We start from the raw sequence: 16,816 nt of genomic DNA, 5'->3' as shown, positions 1-16,816 counted from the left end.
ATACCAGCAAGCTTGTCGGTCAGTCCGAGACCTTTGTTTATGCGGGTATGACGGAGCAGGAGGCAGGAGAAGAAGCGCTCAAGCATGCCGATGCAAACAGCTCTGTTGTTTCCGCGATTCCCGGCTTTGATAACACAGGCGCGCAGTGCTGGATTGTCGGTACCACCGTTTCGGGTTCCTCCACCAGCTATTTCTTTGTTAAAACGGGCAGCACCGTGAACATGAATACGGTTATCACAGGCTTCAATGGCGGCAGCACCTCCGGTTCTTCTTCTGACAAGCAGTCCAGCAGCAACGAAGAGGGCGAACAGAACGAGGAGCAGAACGAAGAGCAGAATGAAGAACACGATAACGAGGACGGCGAGCAGAGCAGCCATTCTTCTCAGACGAGCAAGAAAACCGGCGGCGAGGATCAGAAAGAAAGCAGCGACGACGGCGGCGATTATGACGAAGACTACTACGAAGAAGATTAATCCCGGTTACAGCAGCATATTAAGCGAATAACAAATCATGAAACTATCGCAGCGCCAGAACGGCGCTGCGATTTTTCGTATCGCAAAACAATTTTAAAAAATTTAAAAATTTTTAAGCCTTTTTTAAGGTTAACGGGCTATGATGTTGCCAGACAAACGGAAAGGGGCTGACGAAATGAAAATTCAGACCGTTTTTGAAAGAACCGAAAAGAAATACATTATCACGCTCGGTCAGCGCGAGAAGCTGCTCCAAATCATCAATCAATGTGCAGCAAGCCTGACGGGCACGGCCATTGATAACCATCATACAGGCACCGCAAACCTTCTCCAGGCAGTTGCACTCCCAAACTACCGGAGCAACCTTCTTGCCATCAGTAGTTACAGGGTTCTTCTGAATTTCCATCAGGGAAGCTACTACATTCAGAGCAGGACGATATGGAATCTCGAACTCCTGAGTGTAAGGCTTGCTGGTAGGGCTGTCCTGACGCTCAATAATAAACTTAACTGTTTTCTTCTGTTCTGCCATTCTATTTTATCCCCCTATTACTCTTTCTTTGCAACAGCGTAGTTACGAGGACGTGCCTTAATGAGGGAATGCTCAAACTCCTCATAAGTTACAACTGGCTCCTCAGTTGCTGCATCAAAGCTTACAACGGATGTAAACATGAACTTCTCATCGTTACGAGGATAGAACTGCAACTCGCCATTTTTCTCAATGCGCTTGCCGTTTTCATCCAGCATAATCTTTGCATGTGCACCACGGGACTCATCACGGGAACGAGCAGACTTGGTGATAGCCATAGCGTAGATAATCATGTTACGGAGCTGACGTACGAACATAGCCTCCTGGTTTGCCCAGTTGCCATGGTCAGTTACGCCGATGTTCTCCCAGCGCTTCAGGATTTCCTTCAGCTTGCCAAGGCAGATATCCAGACCGTTGTTATCACGCTCGATGGATACATACTCATACATGATTTCGCCCATTTCCTGATGGAGTCTATGAGCATTCTCAGGACCATTCATCTGACGGATCTTGTCATACTCATCCTGAACCTGCTTACGTGCAGCCTCAATCTCAGCATCGGTGATCTCGCACAGCTTGGATACATTCTCCTTGGCCCACTTCATAGCCTCTGGACCGGAAACGGTACCGGAGTATGCTGCGGACAGCAGGGAGTTGGCACCAAGACGGTTTGCACCGTGATACTGATGGTCGCACTCACCGGAAGCCATAAGGCCAGGAATGTTGGTGAAATGCTTTCTATCTACATAGATACCGCCCATGGAATAGTGAACGGAAGGGAAAATCTCCATTGGAACCTTACGAGGGTCCTTACCAACGAACTCAGTGTAAATTTCGATGATACCGCCCAGCTTGCGCTCCAGATAATCTGCAGGAATGTGGGACAGGTCAAGGTATACACGACGGTCATGGTTGATACCAAGATCCATGTGAACGCAAACCTTGAAAATAGCACGGGATGCTACGTCACGAGGTACCAGGTTACCATAAGCAGGATACATATCCTCCAGGAAGTACCAAGGCTTACCATCTCTGTAAACCCATACACGACCACCCTCACCGCGGCAAGCCTCGGACATCAGACGGTTCTTGTCGGAGCCAGGGATTGCAGTTGGGTGAATCTGAATGAACTCAGGGTTGGCAATCTTTGCACCCTGCTGATAAACTGCAGAAACTGCAGAACCATTACAAATAGTGGAAGCGGTGCAACGGCCAAAGACCTGACCAGGGCCACCGGTTGCCAGGATAACAACATCAGCCTTGAAGGCCTTGATTTCCATGGAGTTCATGCTCTGGGCAATGATACCACGGCAAACACCGTTCTTATCCTTGAAAATCTTTACGAATTCCCAGAACTCGTACTTGTTTACGCCGCCCTTAACTTCCCAACGACGAACCTGCTCGTCAAGAGCATAGAGGAGCTGCTGGCCAGTGGTAGAACCGGCAAAGCAGGTACGCTTATTCTTCTGACCACCGAAGTTACGGAGGTCAAGAACGCCCTCTGGAGTACGGGTGAAAGGTACACCCATACGATCGAACATCTTAATGAGCTTTGGAGCTGCCTCAACCATGCCCTTTACAGCCAACTGGTCAGCCAGGAAGTCACCACCATATACGGTGTCATCAAAATGCTCATAGATGGAATCGTGCTCACCCTTGGTATCCATGCAGGCATTAATACCACCCTGTGCACAGAGGGAGTGAGAACGCTTTACTGGGCAGTAAGAGAATAAATCTACTTCGCCGCCAGCTTCACAAATTTTAAGGGTAGCCATCAAACCTGATAAGCCGCCACCTACTACAATAATCTTATTTTTAGCCACGTAGGTTCTCTCCTTATTAATAAATCTTTACTACTACGACACTCTTACTATATTACATGAAGTAAGAAGACATGAATGCCAAAGTGAAGAGGCACATGAGAGCACACAGACCCATAGCACCCTTGTCAACAACACACTGGGAACGAGGTCCCTTGGTGATACCCCAGGTCATGCAGAAGGTAGTGATACCATTGCAGAAATGGAAGATTGCAGCAAACATACCAAGAGCATACAGAACAAATACAACCGGGTTGGCCAAAGTGGACTGAACCAAAGCATAGCTGATATGCTCACCCATGATGCCCTTAGTGTAAATACGAAGGTAACCAACATGCCAGATGAGGAATACTACGAGATACCAAGCAGTCCATCTCTGAAGAGCGAATTTCCAGTTACGGGAATAACCATACTCGCTAGGATTGTTCTTAGCCTGCATAGCAATGTATACGCCGTAGATACCATGGAAGAGGATAGGTACAGCGTAGAGACAGATCTCAATGCCAAGGAAAATTGGCTGAGGAATCTGCTCCATCATTGCCAAGCCGTTGTTGAACACCTCAGGACCGCCAATTGCTGATGCATTTGTGAGCAAATGCTCAATCAGCACACCGCCGAGCAATACAAGTCCGCACAGGGAATGCAGTCGACGAAGATAAAAAGATACGTTAATCATTCTTGACCTCCTAAAATTTTCTTTCACACAGGAAAGTATTTAATATCATAACTTACGATATGGTTTCTGACCAATCTCGTAATAGTCATTACCCTCGGAATCGATAACCACGATGGCAGGGAAATCCACAACCTCAAGGGCAGCCAAAGCCTCTGGGCCCAGCTCAGGATAAGCGATAACAGTGTACTTCTTAACAGACTTTGCAATGAGGGCAGCGGCACCGCCAACAGCAGCAAAGTAAGTAACACCGTTCTTCTTCATGGACTCTACGACCTCAGGAGCACGGGAGCCCTTACCGATCATCCCCTTGATACCCTGTTCCAGCATGGTAGGGGTATAAGCATCCATACGACCGGCAGTGGTAGGACCACAGGAGCCGATTGGATCACCTGGCTTGGCAGGGGTAGGTCCAAGATAGTAAACGATCTGATTGTTCCAGTCGATTGGCAATTTCTCGCCACGGGCCAGAGCCTCAGTCATAACCTTGTGTGCAGCATCACGGGCACTGTAGATAGTACCGGTAATAAGCACGCTGTCGCCAGCACGAAGCTTGCGTGAATCCTCTTCTTTAAGAGGAGTAGTTATACGAATTGTCTCAGCCATTATCTAAACCTCCTATATTAAAGAACGCGATGGGAATGACGACAAGCATGGCAGCAGATGGTAACTGCTACAGGCAGGCCGGCAATATGGGTAGGACCCCACTCGATATTTACAGCCAATGCGGAAGTAGTACCACCCAGCTGAGGACCGATACCAGTCTTGTTGATAAGGCCAAGGAGCTCATTCTCCAGTGCAGCATAATCCGGATGAGGATTACGATCGGTAATCTTACGCATAAGAGCACGCTTGGAAAGATAAGCAGCCTGATCCATGGTACCACCGATACCAACACCAACCACCATTGGTGGGCATGGGTTGCAGCTTGCATGCTGGATAATATCCAGAACGGCCTTCTTAACTCCCTCTACACCATCAGCAGGAACCAGCATCTTGATGCCGCCCTTGTTCTCAGAGCCGAAGCCCTTGCAGGTCAGCTCAATCTTAAGCTGATTTCCTGGAACAATCTTGGTATAAATAATAGCCGGAGTGTTGTTCTGAGTATTCTTACGGTCAAATAAAGGCTCAGCAACAACCGACTTACGGAGATAGCCCTCAGTGTAGCCCTTAGCAACGCCGGCATTAATAGCTTCTGTAAGATCGCCGCCTTCAATATGAAGATCCTGCCCCACCTCAAGGAATATAATGGTCATACCAGTATCCTGGCAGATAGGACGATCCTCAGCCTTGGCAATCTCAGAATTGCGGATGATCTGGTCAAGAACCACCTGACCAACTGGAGACTCTTCAGTCTCACGGCCCTTCTTAAGAGCTTCATACACGTCCTGAGGTAAGTAGTAGGCAGCTTCCTTACACATCTGCGCTACTTCTGCTGTGATCTGTTCAACATTGATCGTACGCAAATTAAACCCTCCCTAATATAATAAAAAAATTACACTCGCATACATTTCTCATATTATCATAATTTTAATATGCTTTCAAGCCAATAACCACAAGGGTTTGGCAGAAAAAATATGAATGCTATTCGTAATTTTTGGTCAGTTGCCTGATAATTCAGTGATAATCAGTGTTTATGCAACATACAGCTTATCATTAGCAATTATTACAGAAAAAATTTTTTTAAAACTTTTTTATTCACGGCCAACCTTCCACACCAAATCATTGCCCAAAATATCCTTTTCATAAGAAATAAGCTCATCCGTTCCCTTTTCTGCCAAAGCTAACAGCCTGTCCATTTCCTCCCGGCTGAAGGGCCGCCCCTCTCCTGTTCCCTGAAGCTCCACAAATTGCCCCATACCTGTGCGAACCACGTTCATGTCCACAATACAGGTGGAATCCTCCTCATAATTCAAATCCAATACCGGATCACCGTTGCAGGTTATTCCCACGCTGATAGCCGCCAAAAAATCCCTTACAGGAAATGGCTTGCTGCCATCGTATATGGTAGCGCAGGCCTCCACCAGAGCAATAAAGGCTCCGGTAATGGAGGCGGTACGGGTGCCCCCATCAGCCTGGATTACATCACAGTCAATGGTAACGGTTCTCTCCCCCAGGGCCTTCAAATCCATTACCGACCGCAGACTTCGTCCGATCAGGCGCTGTATTTCCTGGGTACGACCAGTCTGCCTGCCCCGGGCCGCTTCCCTGGCAGTACGGGTATTGGTGGCACTTGGCAAAAGGGAGTATTCCGCCGTCAGCCACCCCTCACCGCTGCCCTTTAAAAAATTGGGTACCCGGTCCTCAATGGTGGCCGCACAAATAACCTTTGTATACCCCATTTCTATAAGCACAGAACCCGCCGGATGTATCTGAAAGCCCCTGTTAATTGTGCATCTGCGCAGCTGTTCATAGCTGCGTCCATCTTTTCTGTCCATGTGTTCCTCCTTGGAAAAAAATACCCGCCACCTTAACGGGCGACGGGCTATATAATTCTTAGCTGTTTTGCTCCTGATATTGCTTATAATTCTTGATTATAACAATTGGCGTCTTCTGGGAAGCATTACCAAATGGATTATCAATAAGCAGGTTAGCCGCCATTAAGCCATTCAGGCCCTTGGACTGTCCTACTACACGGGAACGCTTCAAATCATTTACATCCGCAATCAGACCGCCAAAGCAGCCCAGACGCTCCTTAAGCTGTTCAACCACCTTGTCAGGATCCTTTGGGCCGTAAACAATGTGCTTATCATATGGAGGCATGGTACCTGTAACATCATCAATAAGTGCCGTCTGCTCGCCGCCCCACTTATAGAACAGGCCATTAAGCCCTACCAGCTTGCCCAAAAAGCCCAAGAACAAGGCCCCGGCCACACGCCATTTTCCCTCCACATCCATCAGGGACTGCATACCGTGGGGACTGGCCAGGGAACCGAAGTCCGGAATAAAGAGGCAGCAGAAACGGGCTGCCCTGGTTATATGCAAATCCTCAGGACGCACAGCCCGGCCCTGGGTAATAGCCACTACGCTCTCTGCAACGGAAATAACATCATTTGGACCAATCTTGTCCTTAGTATAACGCTCCACTACATCAACGATATTATCCCTTTCCGTAAGAATTCTGGTAGGGATCGGAATTAACTCAACCTTAACATCACTACTCATCGCAACCATCCTCCTTATGCGTCCACCAATTCAGTACCGGCCAGCTTCGCAACTTCCTCTGCCGGAACATCAATGCGGACCTGACGATAACGAATGACCCGACGTCCGGCCTGGAGCCAAATAATCTGGAAGTTAAAGTCAGGCATTTTTGATATGGCCTCCTTGATGGTCATACCCTTGCGGGCTGTAAGCTTAATCTGAGCCTTAATAACGGCATGATCCAAATTGTCCTTGCAGCCCTTTCCCTGAACGAGGTACGCCTCGAAATAATCATCCTCACGGGGAGCCGACAACAGCTCTGCATGCCCTCTAAGATCAAGTCCATCATATTGCTCAAAGGGAAGATGGGGACGAACAAAGCAATCCACTAATGTAGCGCACTGCTTCCCAAAATTTTCAAACTCCACATTGGTGCTGAGGGTCAGACTGGTATCCGTCTGTTCATCAACTACGAAGGGACTGCGGCTGTCCGTTTTGGCAACCAGATTTTCCAGACCTAAATGCCAAATATACAGCTTCATCAAAACTACGAGAGCAACTATGATAACTACAATACACAATAAAACGGTTTCCATAAGTTATACCTCCAAATGCCAATGCCTTGCTCAATCAAGCATTGCCTTTAATTTGTTATAGTAAGTATCCGGCAGACGGGTAATCTTACCAGTTTCCATCGAAGTGAACACATTTTGGGTTCTGCCGGTTACCAGCAGGGTATCATCTGATGCCCGCAGGATACGGTAGGTAAAGGCCATTTTTGCCTTGGTGAGAGCCTCCGGTGTGGTCTCGATAATCAATTCATCATCAAATTTCGCTGAATTGACATATTTGGCACTAACCTCGGTAATGGGAAAAACAAATCCGTCATCCATCAGCTGATTAAGGGTAATGCCCGCTTCACGAAGAAATTCCACACGGCCAATTTCAAACCATCGGATATAGTTTGAATGATGAACCACAGCCATAGCATCTGTGTCATAAAAGTTAACCTTGTGGCGAACAGTATGTACCACAACATCATCTCCTCATTATTATTCAATCTGCTACAACCTATTAAGGATAAATCTATACAACGTGAATGTCAAGATGAAAATAAAACACCTGCACAAAAATGCACAGGTGTTGTAGTAATATAATTTTTTAAAATTAATGGTCAACATCAACAGGCTTAACCTTGGCACAGATGACAGCCATTACCACAGCCAAAATAGCTGCCGCCGTGGCCAAGCCTGCCCAGCCGTTCATGGTATAGCCGTCAACAACATAGCCCACAAAGCTGGCACTGGCCACAATCAGCACATAGGGAATCTGGGTGCTTACATGGTCAAGATGACTGCACTGGGCACCAGCCGATGCCAAAATCGTTGTATCGGAAATTGGTGATGCATGGTCGCCGCCTACGGCACCGGACAAAATGGCTGCCACGGTTATAGCCAGCAAATTGGCGTCATTGGGCCCAATAACCGCCACAGCAATCGGTATAAGAATACCGAAGGTACCCCAGGAGGTGCCGGTGGCAAAGGCCAGAATAATTGCTACCACAAAGAAAATAACCGGCAGGAACATTATTACATCGGTATGGGCACTTACCAGCATACCCACATAGCCTCCAAGATTAAGATACTTATCGCTGCAAATACCGGACAGAGTCCAGGCAAAGCACAAAATCAGATTGGCCGGCGTCATGGCCTTGAAGCCCTGTACAAAGGTTTCACAAAAGGACTTAAAGGAAATAACCCCACGGGGAAGATACAAAAGAGCCGTAAACACAAATGAGGTAAAGGAGCCAAATACCAGGCCCTGGGAAGCATCGCAATCCGCAAAGGCCTCCGCAATGGACTTGCCCTCATTTATACCGCCGGTGTACAGCATACCGTACACACAGGCCACAATAAGAACCAGCAATGGCAAAATAAGGTCGATAATCCGCCCATTGCCGATAGGTCCCTCCTGCTCGCTGTCCCGGTATTCCTTTGGCACGATGAAATTCTCCTGATTTTTCTTGACATAAGCCGCCATGGAGAATACATCCCGTTGGGAAATGATAATAAACACCATAAAGGCCATGGTTAAAAGGGCATAAAGATTAAATGGTATGGTCTGCAAAAACAGAGCAAAGCCATCAATTTCACTGCCCTCCGGCAAAGAAGAGCCCACGGCAGCTGCCCAGCTGGATACTGGGGCCAAAATACAAATTGGTGCCGCAGTGGCATCAATAATATAGGCCAGCTTAGCCCGGGAAATCTTAAACTTATCGGTAATTGGCCGCATTACCGTACCTACTGTAAGGCAATTGAAATAATCATCAATGAAGATAACAATCCCCAAAATAGCCGTAAGGAACATGGCGCTGCGCCGTCCCTTGATATTCTCCGCCGCCCATTCGCCATAGGCCCGGGTGGCCCCGGAGCGGGTAATTGCCGCCACAATAATTCCCAGAATGACCAGGAACACCAAAATGTTGACGTTTCCGCCCACCTTGTCAGCCAGGACAGTGAACATAGTCATTACGGCTTCGATGACGTTAAAATTGGTATACAGCAATGCCCCGGAAAAAATACCGATAAGCAATGACATATACACTTCCTTTGTTGCCAATGCCAACACAATTGTTATTATAGGTGGCAATATGGACCATATAGATTCTACCATGTTTTTTCCTACCTTCTTAATATATTGAGAATGAATACCTACTTATTTTAATACAAAATAGTTTTTTTCTCAACTTAATCTATATACTTAAAGGGTTTAATATAACTTTTGGCGCATAGAAAAATAAAATTACCGCCTTATGCGAAAATTCCCGATTGCTTTACGGCCTCCACAGCCCGCTGCATATCCTCCTCCGACTGAACCAGAGCCATACGGACAAAGCCCTCTCCCGATGGGCCAAAGGCACTGCCCGGCGTTACCAGTACCCCGGTTTTATCCAGCAAATCCCTGACAAAGGTCTCCGAGCTTTCATACCGGTCCGGAATTGGCGCCCATACGAACATGGTTCCCGGCGGCTTATCCATCTGCCAGCCGGCAGCAATAAGGCCGTCACAGAGGACGTCACGGCGACGCTCATAGGCCGCCCTGGTCTCCGCCACAATGGACTGGTCACCGGAAATAGCTTCAATGGCCGCCGCCTGAATAGGCAAAAACATGCCGTAATCCATGTTTGATTTCAGGGTCTTTAACATGCCAACGACCCTGGCATTACCCAGGCAATAGCCGATACGGGCCCCGGCCAGGCCGTAGGTCTTGGACAGAGAATTGAATTCCACCCCAACCTCCTTGGCCCCCGGCAGCTCCAGAAAGCTTCCCCACTGACGGCCATCAAAGACCAGCTCGCTATAGGCATTATCATGCAAAACAATAATGTCATATTTTTGGGCAAAGTCGATAAGCTCCCTGTAGAAGTCAATTGGTGCCATGGCTGCCGTCGGATTATTGGGATAGGAAACCAGCATAAGCTTCGCCCTTTTCGCCACATCCTCCGGTATATCCTGAAGCTGTATAACGTAATTGTGCTCCTTTTTTTGAGGCATGTAATAAAGCTCGGCCCCGGCAATCCGCGGCCCATCAGCAAAAATTGGATAGCAGGGGTCAGGAACCAGCATAATATCCCCCGGGTCCAAAATAGACAGGGCAATATGGGCCAGACCATCCTGGGAGCCCAACAGGGAGCATATTTCCGTATCAGGATCCAGAGTTACATTGTAGCGACGCTGATACCACCGGGCCACAGCCTCCAGCATAGCCCTTCTGTCAGAAATGGCATATACATAATTGGCAGGATCCATTACGGCCTTGGCCATGGTTTCCATAATACGCCTGGCCGGGGGAATATTGGGGGCACCAATACTGAGGTCAATTACCTCCCTGCCGGCAGCCACCCGTTCCTTGCGCATTTCCGCCAACCGCGAAAATACCCCTTCCCCAAACTGGTCCATTCTCTTTGCAAATTCCATCATTGTTCACCTCAAAATCCTACTAAAGCTAAAGGGGCGAACCAAGATTCGCCCCTTGTCTTATTTGAAAATTATTTGAAGAGCTTACTTACAGAGCCATTGTTGTAAATACAATCAATGAATTCAGCCAACATCGGTGCCAGAGAAATGCTCACAATCTTATTGGAACGCTTTTCCGGTGCCAATGGAATAGTATTGGTAATAACAAGCTGCTTAATAACAGAGTCATTTATGCGCTGAACAGCAGGGTCCGTCAAAATACCATGGGTGCAGCAGGCATAAACCTCCTTGGCCCCCAACTTTTTCAGGGCCTTGGCACCTTCGCACAGGGAGCCGGCCGTATCTACCATATCATCTATCATGATACAGGTCTTACCCTTAACATCACCAATGAGATTCATAACCTCGGCACAGCCAGGACGTGGACGGCGCTTCTCGACAATGGCAATGCCTACATCCAACAGGTCAGCCATTTTGCGGGCACGGGTAACACCGCCTAAATCCGGAGAAACCACTATTACATCCTCCAGCTTCAGCTCCTTGAAATACTCTGCCATGGCCGGAGCAGCTGCCAAATGGTCCACAGGAATATCAAAGAAGCCCTGAATCTGACCGGCATGAAGGTCAACGGTAACCACCCGATTTAGTCCGGCGGACTGCATGAGATTAGCCACCAGCTTGGCGGAAATCGGCTCACGGCCCCGGGTCTTCCGATCCTGACGGGCATAGGCATAATAAGGAACTACGGCGGTGACACTATGAGCAGAGGCACGCTTACAAGCATCAGTCATAATGAGAAGCTCCATAAGATTCTCATTAACCGGCTGGCTGGTAGGCTGGATAATAAAGATATCCTTGCCGCGAATGCTTTCACTGATCATTACCTGGATTTCACCATTGTTAAAATGGCCTACCTGGGCCTCGATAAGGCTGATACCGAGATGATCGGCAATTTCCTGTGCCAGGGCCGGATTCGCATTACCAGCTAAAAGACGCATGTTACTCTTTGCAGATTGTGACATTTTTTTTAAAGCCTCCAAACTTTAATAGAACAAATTACTTCTTGTGGAAAATTCCTATGTAAAATTTTCCGTATATATATTATCAGTAAACCACTGAAATATCTACTTTAATTTTTTCGTTTATCGGCCCACCCGGAAATATTTTTTTGATGTGCCCGGGCAATAGCCAAATCAGAGGCGGGGATATCCTTGGTAATCGTGGAGCCGGCTCCAATATATGCCCCATCGCCTACGGTTACAGGTGCTACCAGGGCTGTCTGGCAGCCCACAAAGGCATTGTCACCAATAACGGTACGATGCTTCTCCTTGCCATCATAATTGACGGTAACCGTACCGCAGCCGCAATTAACATGGCTTCCCACATCAGCATCACCAATATACTGAAGGTGAGGAAGCTTGGTACCCTCACCGATATTGGAATTCTTCACTTCAACGAAGTTACCGATATGAACCTCCCTGCCAATATGGGTATTCGGACGCAGATGAACATAAGGGCCGAAATCCACCCCATCATCCACAACGCAATCATGACCATAGGCAAACTGTCCCTTTACCCCGTCCCCAATGGTAACATTGGAGAAACGGCAATTTGGTCCGATTTCACAATTGGCGCCTATCCTGGTCTGGCCCTCCAGCCAGGTAAATGGGTAAATAACCGTATCCGGTCCTACCTCCACATCAGCATCCACAAAGGTACTGTCCGGATCCATAAGGGTTACACCATTATCCATCAGCTCAACATTTTTGCGGTGGCGCAGAATTTTCTCTGCCCCGGCCAGCTGAACCCGGGAATTAATCCCCAGGGTGGACTCATAATCATCGGCCGCCACAGCCCAGATTTTCTCCCCCTGTTCACGGAGAATTCCCAATACATCCGGGAGATAATACTCGCCCTGGGCATTGTCACAGCCCACCTTCTCCAGAGCCGCAAACAAATCCTGGCACTCAAAGCAGTAAATGCCGGAATTAACCTCTTTCACCTGACGTTCTTCCTCGGTGGCATCCTTCTGCTCCACAATACGGGCCACATTCCCTTCAGGAGTGCGGATAATCCGGCCATAGCCGGTGGCATCCGGCATAATGGCCGTAAGCACCGTAGCCTTGGCACCGGCCGCCTTGTGGCCCTCATAGAGCTTGCAAATAAGGTCATCGGTTACCAGCGGCGTATCGCCACAGAGCACCATAACCGTCCCCTTTTCCTTGGCCAACAATGGGGCGGCCTGCTGCACAGCATGGCCGGTACCCAGCTGCTCCGCCTGTACCACGAACTCGGCCTGGTCGCCAATGGCTTCCTTTACGGTTTCCCCACCGAAGCCTACAACCACCACATTGCGTCTGGAGCCAGCCTTGGTGGCTGCATCCAAAACGTGCTGCAGCATAGACTTGCCTGCTACCTTATGTAAAACCTTGGGCAGCTTGGACTTCATTCTCGTTCCCTTGCCTGCCGCTAAAATTACTGTTACTAAATCCAGCATTAAAATTTGCCTCCAAAATAATTATTTTTTAGCCTTCATGGCTTCCATACTCTCCAACAGGGTCTGCTCAGACTTTTCCATGTGATACTCGGCAGCCGCCCGGGCCTCGGCCACATCCCCCTGGGCAATGGCCTCCACAATACGGCGATGCTCCTCCAAGGTAGCCTTCAGGCGGCCTGGAAAGGACATGGAGGTGGAGCGAAATCTGGTGAGCTGCTCCCGCAGATTGAAAATTATCCCCACCAACCGGGAATTGCGGCTGGCCTGATACAGCAGATCGTGAAATTCCATATCGCATTCCACGATTTTATCCATATCATTTTCTTCGATATAGCCACCAATAGCCACCAGCAGCCGCTGAAGCCGTTCCAGCTCCTCATCGGTAATCCGCTCGGCTGCCAGCCCGCTGGCCAGGGAATCAAGGGAGGTACGGATTTCAAATACCTCATTTACATCCCGTATGGACAAATTGGCCACATAGGTGCCCCGGCGCGGCATCATAATGACGTAGCCCTCCAGCTCCAGCTTGCGTATTGCTTCACGTACCGGAGTGCGGCTGACGCCCAAATCCTCTGCCAACTGGATTTCCATAAGCCGTTCACCTGGCTTAAGCTTTCCCTTACGAATGGCATCCCTGAGGGTCTCACAAACCACCTCACGAAGAGGCTGATAGCTATCCAATTTAATGGGTGATAATTTAGTATCCATAATTAACCTCTATTTCTGCCAACAGTTTTTGCGGTAAACACAGCCGCCTCACTATCAAAATGCCTGATTGCTGCCGCCATCCTATCCGCCACCGCTTCATTGGGGGCAATACCAAACACCGTAGGACCACTGCCTGACATCATACTTGCCAAGGCTCCTGCCTCCAGCATTTTATTCTTATATTGGTCAATAATGGCATGCTCATTTATAGTAACACGTTCCAACACATTACACAACAATTTACTTGCAGCCGCTATATCCCCCTGGCCAATGGCCTGTATCATGGCCTTGTTATCAGGGTGAGGGCCCTCATAGCCGGCATCGTAGGTATTATAGGCCCAGGCAGTGGACACCCCCACCTTAGGCTTTGCCAGGACTATATCCACCTCAGGGAAATCCGGCAGACGCTCCAAGAGCTCCCCCCGGCCGGTGGACAGCATGGTGCCGCCCATTATACAAAAAGGAATGTCTGAACCGAGACGCGCCCCCAGCTGGCATAGCTTTTCCTCCGACAGCTTAAGCTGGTACAGCTGATTCATGCCCTTCAATACAGCAGCTGCATCCGCGGAGCCTCCTGCCAAGCCTGCGGCAAGGGGAATCCGCTTCTGAAGCTTAATCCTTACTCCCTCTGTCAGGCCGCATTCCTCAATTATCAGCTCCGCCGCCCGGTAGCACAGATTGGACTTGTCCGGTGCCAGCTCCGACCCCATAATCTCCAGCTCAATTCCCGCGTCAAGCCTTTCCAAATACAGGGTATCGTGGAGGCTTACCTCCTGCATGACCATAGCCACCTCATGGTAGCCATCCTCCCGCTTACCCAATATATCCAGGGTAAGATTTATTTTTGCATTGGCCAAAATTTCGATTTTATCGGAACTCACTGTTCCCACTCCCTTAAAAAAATACATTATGAATTATCCAATTGATTCTAACACATTTTTATATTTCCCTTCAACAAATAAAAAGAACTGCTGCATTAAGCTGATTCACAGCAATATCCAGCCTCCCAAAGGTCATGGGATACCAGATGTTGTGATGATAGGCTTTCGTGCAGCAGTCCCCTCACTTTCATATGTAATTAGATATCCCAATGCAAATTGTCAGGATTAGGGGTAGCCTTGTCAATTTCCGACAAAATCCAGGAAATATTATCGTGGGTAGCGGCAAAGGCCTGATCCAGCCTTTTTTTGTGCTGCTCATTAATCTCCATATTATGCAAAGCCATATGCATATAATCCTTGGCCACAAGGGGAACTCCCCGCTCGGCAGCCAGCTGGGCCTTGAAGCGGTACCCATAATACAGATAGCTGTTATGCTCTATAGGGATATCCTTGAAAACCTCAATGCGTTCATCCACCTCTGCTTCCGCATCCTCAGTCTGCTTCATGAGATGCATGATATTCCAGCGGTCCGCCCACAGCTCTCCCCGCAGAATATATTTATAGAGATAATCATAGGACTCGGCCAGCTCGATTGCCCGATTAATATGCTCAAGTGCATTTCGGTAATCCTTTTCCTTTTTTTCCAGCTGACTTAAATGCTGGAGGGCATAGGCCTTTTCCTCCACATCCTGGCTGTTTTCCTCATCCGGCTCCACCTCCAGCACCGACAGGAACAGTTCCTTGGCCTTGTCCGTATTGTTAAATTCCGGCATGGCCAGAAAATGCCCCAGGCGGGCCCGACAATGCCAGTCATCATACCCGTTGGCAAATAAATCCCTAGGGGGACGGGCAGCGTTATCAAGGACAGTATCTACCAAATAAGAAAACTCTTCTTTATCCATAATTTTTAGCTCCTTCATAATCAATAATTATAGGTGACCTGATTGGCCAGTAAGCCAATGAGGAACAACACCCCGGCCAGGACAGGCATAACCGGGGCAAAAAACGGCAGGGCCGCCTCGGCCACAATATAGCTGGTAATTGCTCCCAGCACCAGGTTAAACAGCACCGTAACCAGAATGCCGGTTTTCCGCTTGCTATAGGTATAGCGGGCAATATCCACCCCGCTCATTATATTACCAAAGTCCACACTATCCACATAAACATCACATTGCTCCTTTATGGCCTCATCACTGATGCTGAGGGCAAAGCTGATGTCGGCTGACTGGGCCAGAACATGGGAATTATATGTGGTGGCCACCGCCCCTATCAGGGAAGCGGTGGTTTTCATAATAGTAATTTTCTTGGCCTTCTCCATGGCGTTCAGCTCAGAATAAACATTGCTTATTCCCGCCTGCCGCCCAAGGTTACGGGCCGTACTGCCTGCGGCACTTGTGATTATGGTTGTTGATATACCATAGTCATTCAGCAGCTTAACGGCCCCAGGCACCGTGGGGCGCAGGTAGTCACCAAACACGATAAAGCCACGGCAAAAGCCGCTGATACTCACGAAGGCTACCACATTCCCCTTACCGGCCAATTGATCAGCCCTGGTAAGGATTTCTGCCGGAATTTTCACCCCGTGTTCCTGCAGGAAGCCGGCAGTACCCACCCGAACCTCCTGATGATTTATAAGGGCCTCTACCCCCTTACCGGGCACTGCGTTGTTGGCCGATGCCGCCCAGGGCTCCAATTGCTTCTCCTCCGCCCATTCAGCAATGGCCCCGGCCAATGGATGGTCAATTCCCGCTTCAGCAGAGGCGGCAAAGGTCATCAGCTTGGAGGGAGCAATTCCCGCCGGAATAATATCATATACAAAGGGCACCCCCTTGGTAACAGCCCCGGACAGGCCCATTACCAGCTGGCCCGTAAGATTGAGCAGGGGCAGCTTATGACGATTTTTGACATGTAATTTATATTTTTTTAAGGTTCGCATGGCCTGCCATGGCAGTACAAGCTTCAACAGCAAATAGGCCAGCAGATTGACTATTATAAAAATACCGGCAATCATGCCGTAAAGCACAAGCCTGTTTTCCAGGAAATAATCAAACATAATTTACCAACTCCTACCTGATAATTATGGTAGGAGCACCAATAAAAGTCAATAGCTCAACGGACCT

At 48.6% G+C, this 16,816-nt stretch carries 17 protein-coding genes and 1 pseudogene; 1 reads left to right on the top strand and 17 read right to left on the bottom strand.

What is annotated here, in order from left to right; genetic code table 11:
* The coding region (locus Q0Y54_RS01715; RefSeq protein WP_297963654.1) for a hypothetical protein at window positions 1-473 on the top strand (473 nt) is incomplete at its 5' end.
* Window positions 474-723: 250 nt separating this feature from the next.
* On the opposite strand, the pseudogene Q0Y54_RS01710 reads toward Q0Y54_RS01715, so the two are convergent.
* From Q0Y54_RS01710 to Q0Y54_RS01630, 17 genes and pseudogenes are all read right to left on the bottom strand, one after another.
* Window positions 724-999: pseudogene (locus tag Q0Y54_RS01710) on the bottom strand (2Fe-2S iron-sulfur cluster-binding protein); the annotation flags it as partial.
* Between the two features lie 17 nt (window positions 1,000-1,016).
* Entirely contained in the window at window positions 1,017-2,819 is a 1,803-nt protein-coding gene (sdhA, locus tag Q0Y54_RS01705; protein ID WP_297963652.1) for a succinate dehydrogenase flavoprotein subunit, read from the bottom strand.
* 52 nt (window positions 2,820-2,871) lie between these two features.
* Window positions 2,872-3,492, bottom strand: coding sequence for a succinate dehydrogenase (locus Q0Y54_RS01700; protein WP_297963650.1), 621 nt, complete (start codon window positions 3,490-3,492; stop codon window positions 2,872-2,874).
* A gap of 45 nt (window positions 3,493-3,537) precedes the next feature.
* The gene (locus tag Q0Y54_RS01695) at window positions 3,538-4,095 is read right to left on the bottom strand and encodes a Fe-S-containing hydro-lyase (RefSeq protein WP_085022347.1); all 558 of its coding nucleotides are present in this window, start codon (window positions 4,093-4,095) and stop codon (window positions 3,538-3,540) included.
* Window positions 4,096-4,112: 17 nt separating this feature from the next.
* Window positions 4,113-4,955, bottom strand: coding sequence for a fumarate hydratase (locus Q0Y54_RS01690; protein ID WP_297963647.1), 843 nt, complete (start codon window positions 4,953-4,955; stop codon window positions 4,113-4,115).
* 228 nt (window positions 4,956-5,183) lie between these two features.
* On the bottom strand, window positions 5,184-5,927 hold the full coding sequence (gene rph / locus Q0Y54_RS01685; protein ID WP_297963645.1) for a ribonuclease PH: 744 nt from the start codon (window positions 5,925-5,927) through the stop codon (window positions 5,184-5,186).
* A 58-nt stretch (window positions 5,928-5,985) separates the two neighbouring features.
* On the bottom strand, window positions 5,986-6,654 hold the full coding sequence (locus tag Q0Y54_RS01680) for a F420-0:Gamma-glutamyl ligase (protein ID WP_297963644.1): 669 nt from the start codon (window positions 6,652-6,654) through the stop codon (window positions 5,986-5,988).
* A 14-nt stretch (window positions 6,655-6,668) separates the two neighbouring features.
* Window positions 6,669-7,229 (bottom strand): hypothetical protein, encoded by a 561-nt coding sequence (locus Q0Y54_RS01675; protein WP_297963642.1) that lies wholly within the window; start codon window positions 7,227-7,229, stop codon window positions 6,669-6,671.
* Between the two features lie 30 nt (window positions 7,230-7,259).
* The gene (locus Q0Y54_RS01670; protein ID WP_297963640.1) at window positions 7,260-7,667 is read right to left on the bottom strand and encodes a thioesterase family protein; all 408 of its coding nucleotides are present in this window, start codon (window positions 7,665-7,667) and stop codon (window positions 7,260-7,262) included.
* A gap of 133 nt (window positions 7,668-7,800) precedes the next feature.
* Window positions 7,801-9,306, bottom strand: a complete 1,506-nt coding sequence (locus tag Q0Y54_RS01665) for a Na+/H+ antiporter NhaC family protein (RefSeq protein WP_297963638.1) — start codon at window positions 9,304-9,306, stop codon at window positions 7,801-7,803.
* Window positions 9,307-9,443: 137 nt separating this feature from the next.
* Window positions 9,444-10,613 carry an aminotransferase class I/II-fold pyridoxal phosphate-dependent enzyme gene (locus Q0Y54_RS01660; RefSeq protein WP_297963636.1) on the bottom strand — a complete coding sequence of 390 codons (1,170 nt, stop codon included), beginning with the start codon at window positions 10,611-10,613 and terminating at the stop codon, window positions 9,444-9,446.
* 68 nt (window positions 10,614-10,681) lie between these two features.
* Complete coding sequence (locus Q0Y54_RS01655) at window positions 10,682-11,632, bottom strand: ribose-phosphate pyrophosphokinase (RefSeq protein WP_297963634.1); 951 nt, start codon at window positions 11,630-11,632, stop codon at window positions 10,682-10,684.
* Window positions 11,633-11,739: 107 nt separating this feature from the next.
* Entirely contained in the window at window positions 11,740-13,107 is a 1,368-nt protein-coding gene (gene glmU, locus Q0Y54_RS01650; protein WP_297963632.1) for a bifunctional UDP-N-acetylglucosamine diphosphorylase/glucosamine-1-phosphate N-acetyltransferase GlmU, read from the bottom strand.
* 21 nt (window positions 13,108-13,128) lie between these two features.
* A complete protein-coding gene (locus tag Q0Y54_RS01645; protein ID WP_297963630.1) occupies window positions 13,129-13,815 on the bottom strand; it encodes a GntR family transcriptional regulator in 687 nt (228 codons plus the stop codon).
* Window positions 13,816-13,817: 2 nt separating this feature from the next.
* Window positions 13,818-14,696 (bottom strand): 4-(cytidine 5'-diphospho)-2-C-methyl-D-erythritol kinase, encoded by an 879-nt coding sequence (gene ispE / locus Q0Y54_RS01640; RefSeq protein WP_297963628.1) that lies wholly within the window; start codon window positions 14,694-14,696, stop codon window positions 13,818-13,820.
* Window positions 14,697-14,893: 197 nt separating this feature from the next.
* Window positions 14,894-15,598: a tetratricopeptide repeat protein gene (locus Q0Y54_RS01635; RefSeq protein ID WP_297963626.1), complete on the bottom strand. Its 705-nt coding sequence runs from the start codon at window positions 15,596-15,598 to the stop codon at window positions 14,894-14,896.
* A 20-nt stretch (window positions 15,599-15,618) separates the two neighbouring features.
* The gene (locus Q0Y54_RS01630; protein ID WP_297963624.1) at window positions 15,619-16,749 is read right to left on the bottom strand and encodes an HAD family hydrolase; all 1,131 of its coding nucleotides are present in this window, start codon (window positions 16,747-16,749) and stop codon (window positions 15,619-15,621) included.
* Window positions 16,750-16,816: the final 67 nt, after the last annotated feature.

Origin of the sequence: uncultured Anaerovibrio sp. (assembly GCF_947302755.1) — a bacterium.
In the GTDB taxonomy this organism is placed as follows: domain Bacteria; phylum Bacillota; class Negativicutes; order Selenomonadales; family Selenomonadaceae; genus Anaerovibrio.
Note: the sequence above shows the minus strand (reverse complement) of the source record. Positions and strands in the feature narration are given on the sequence as shown.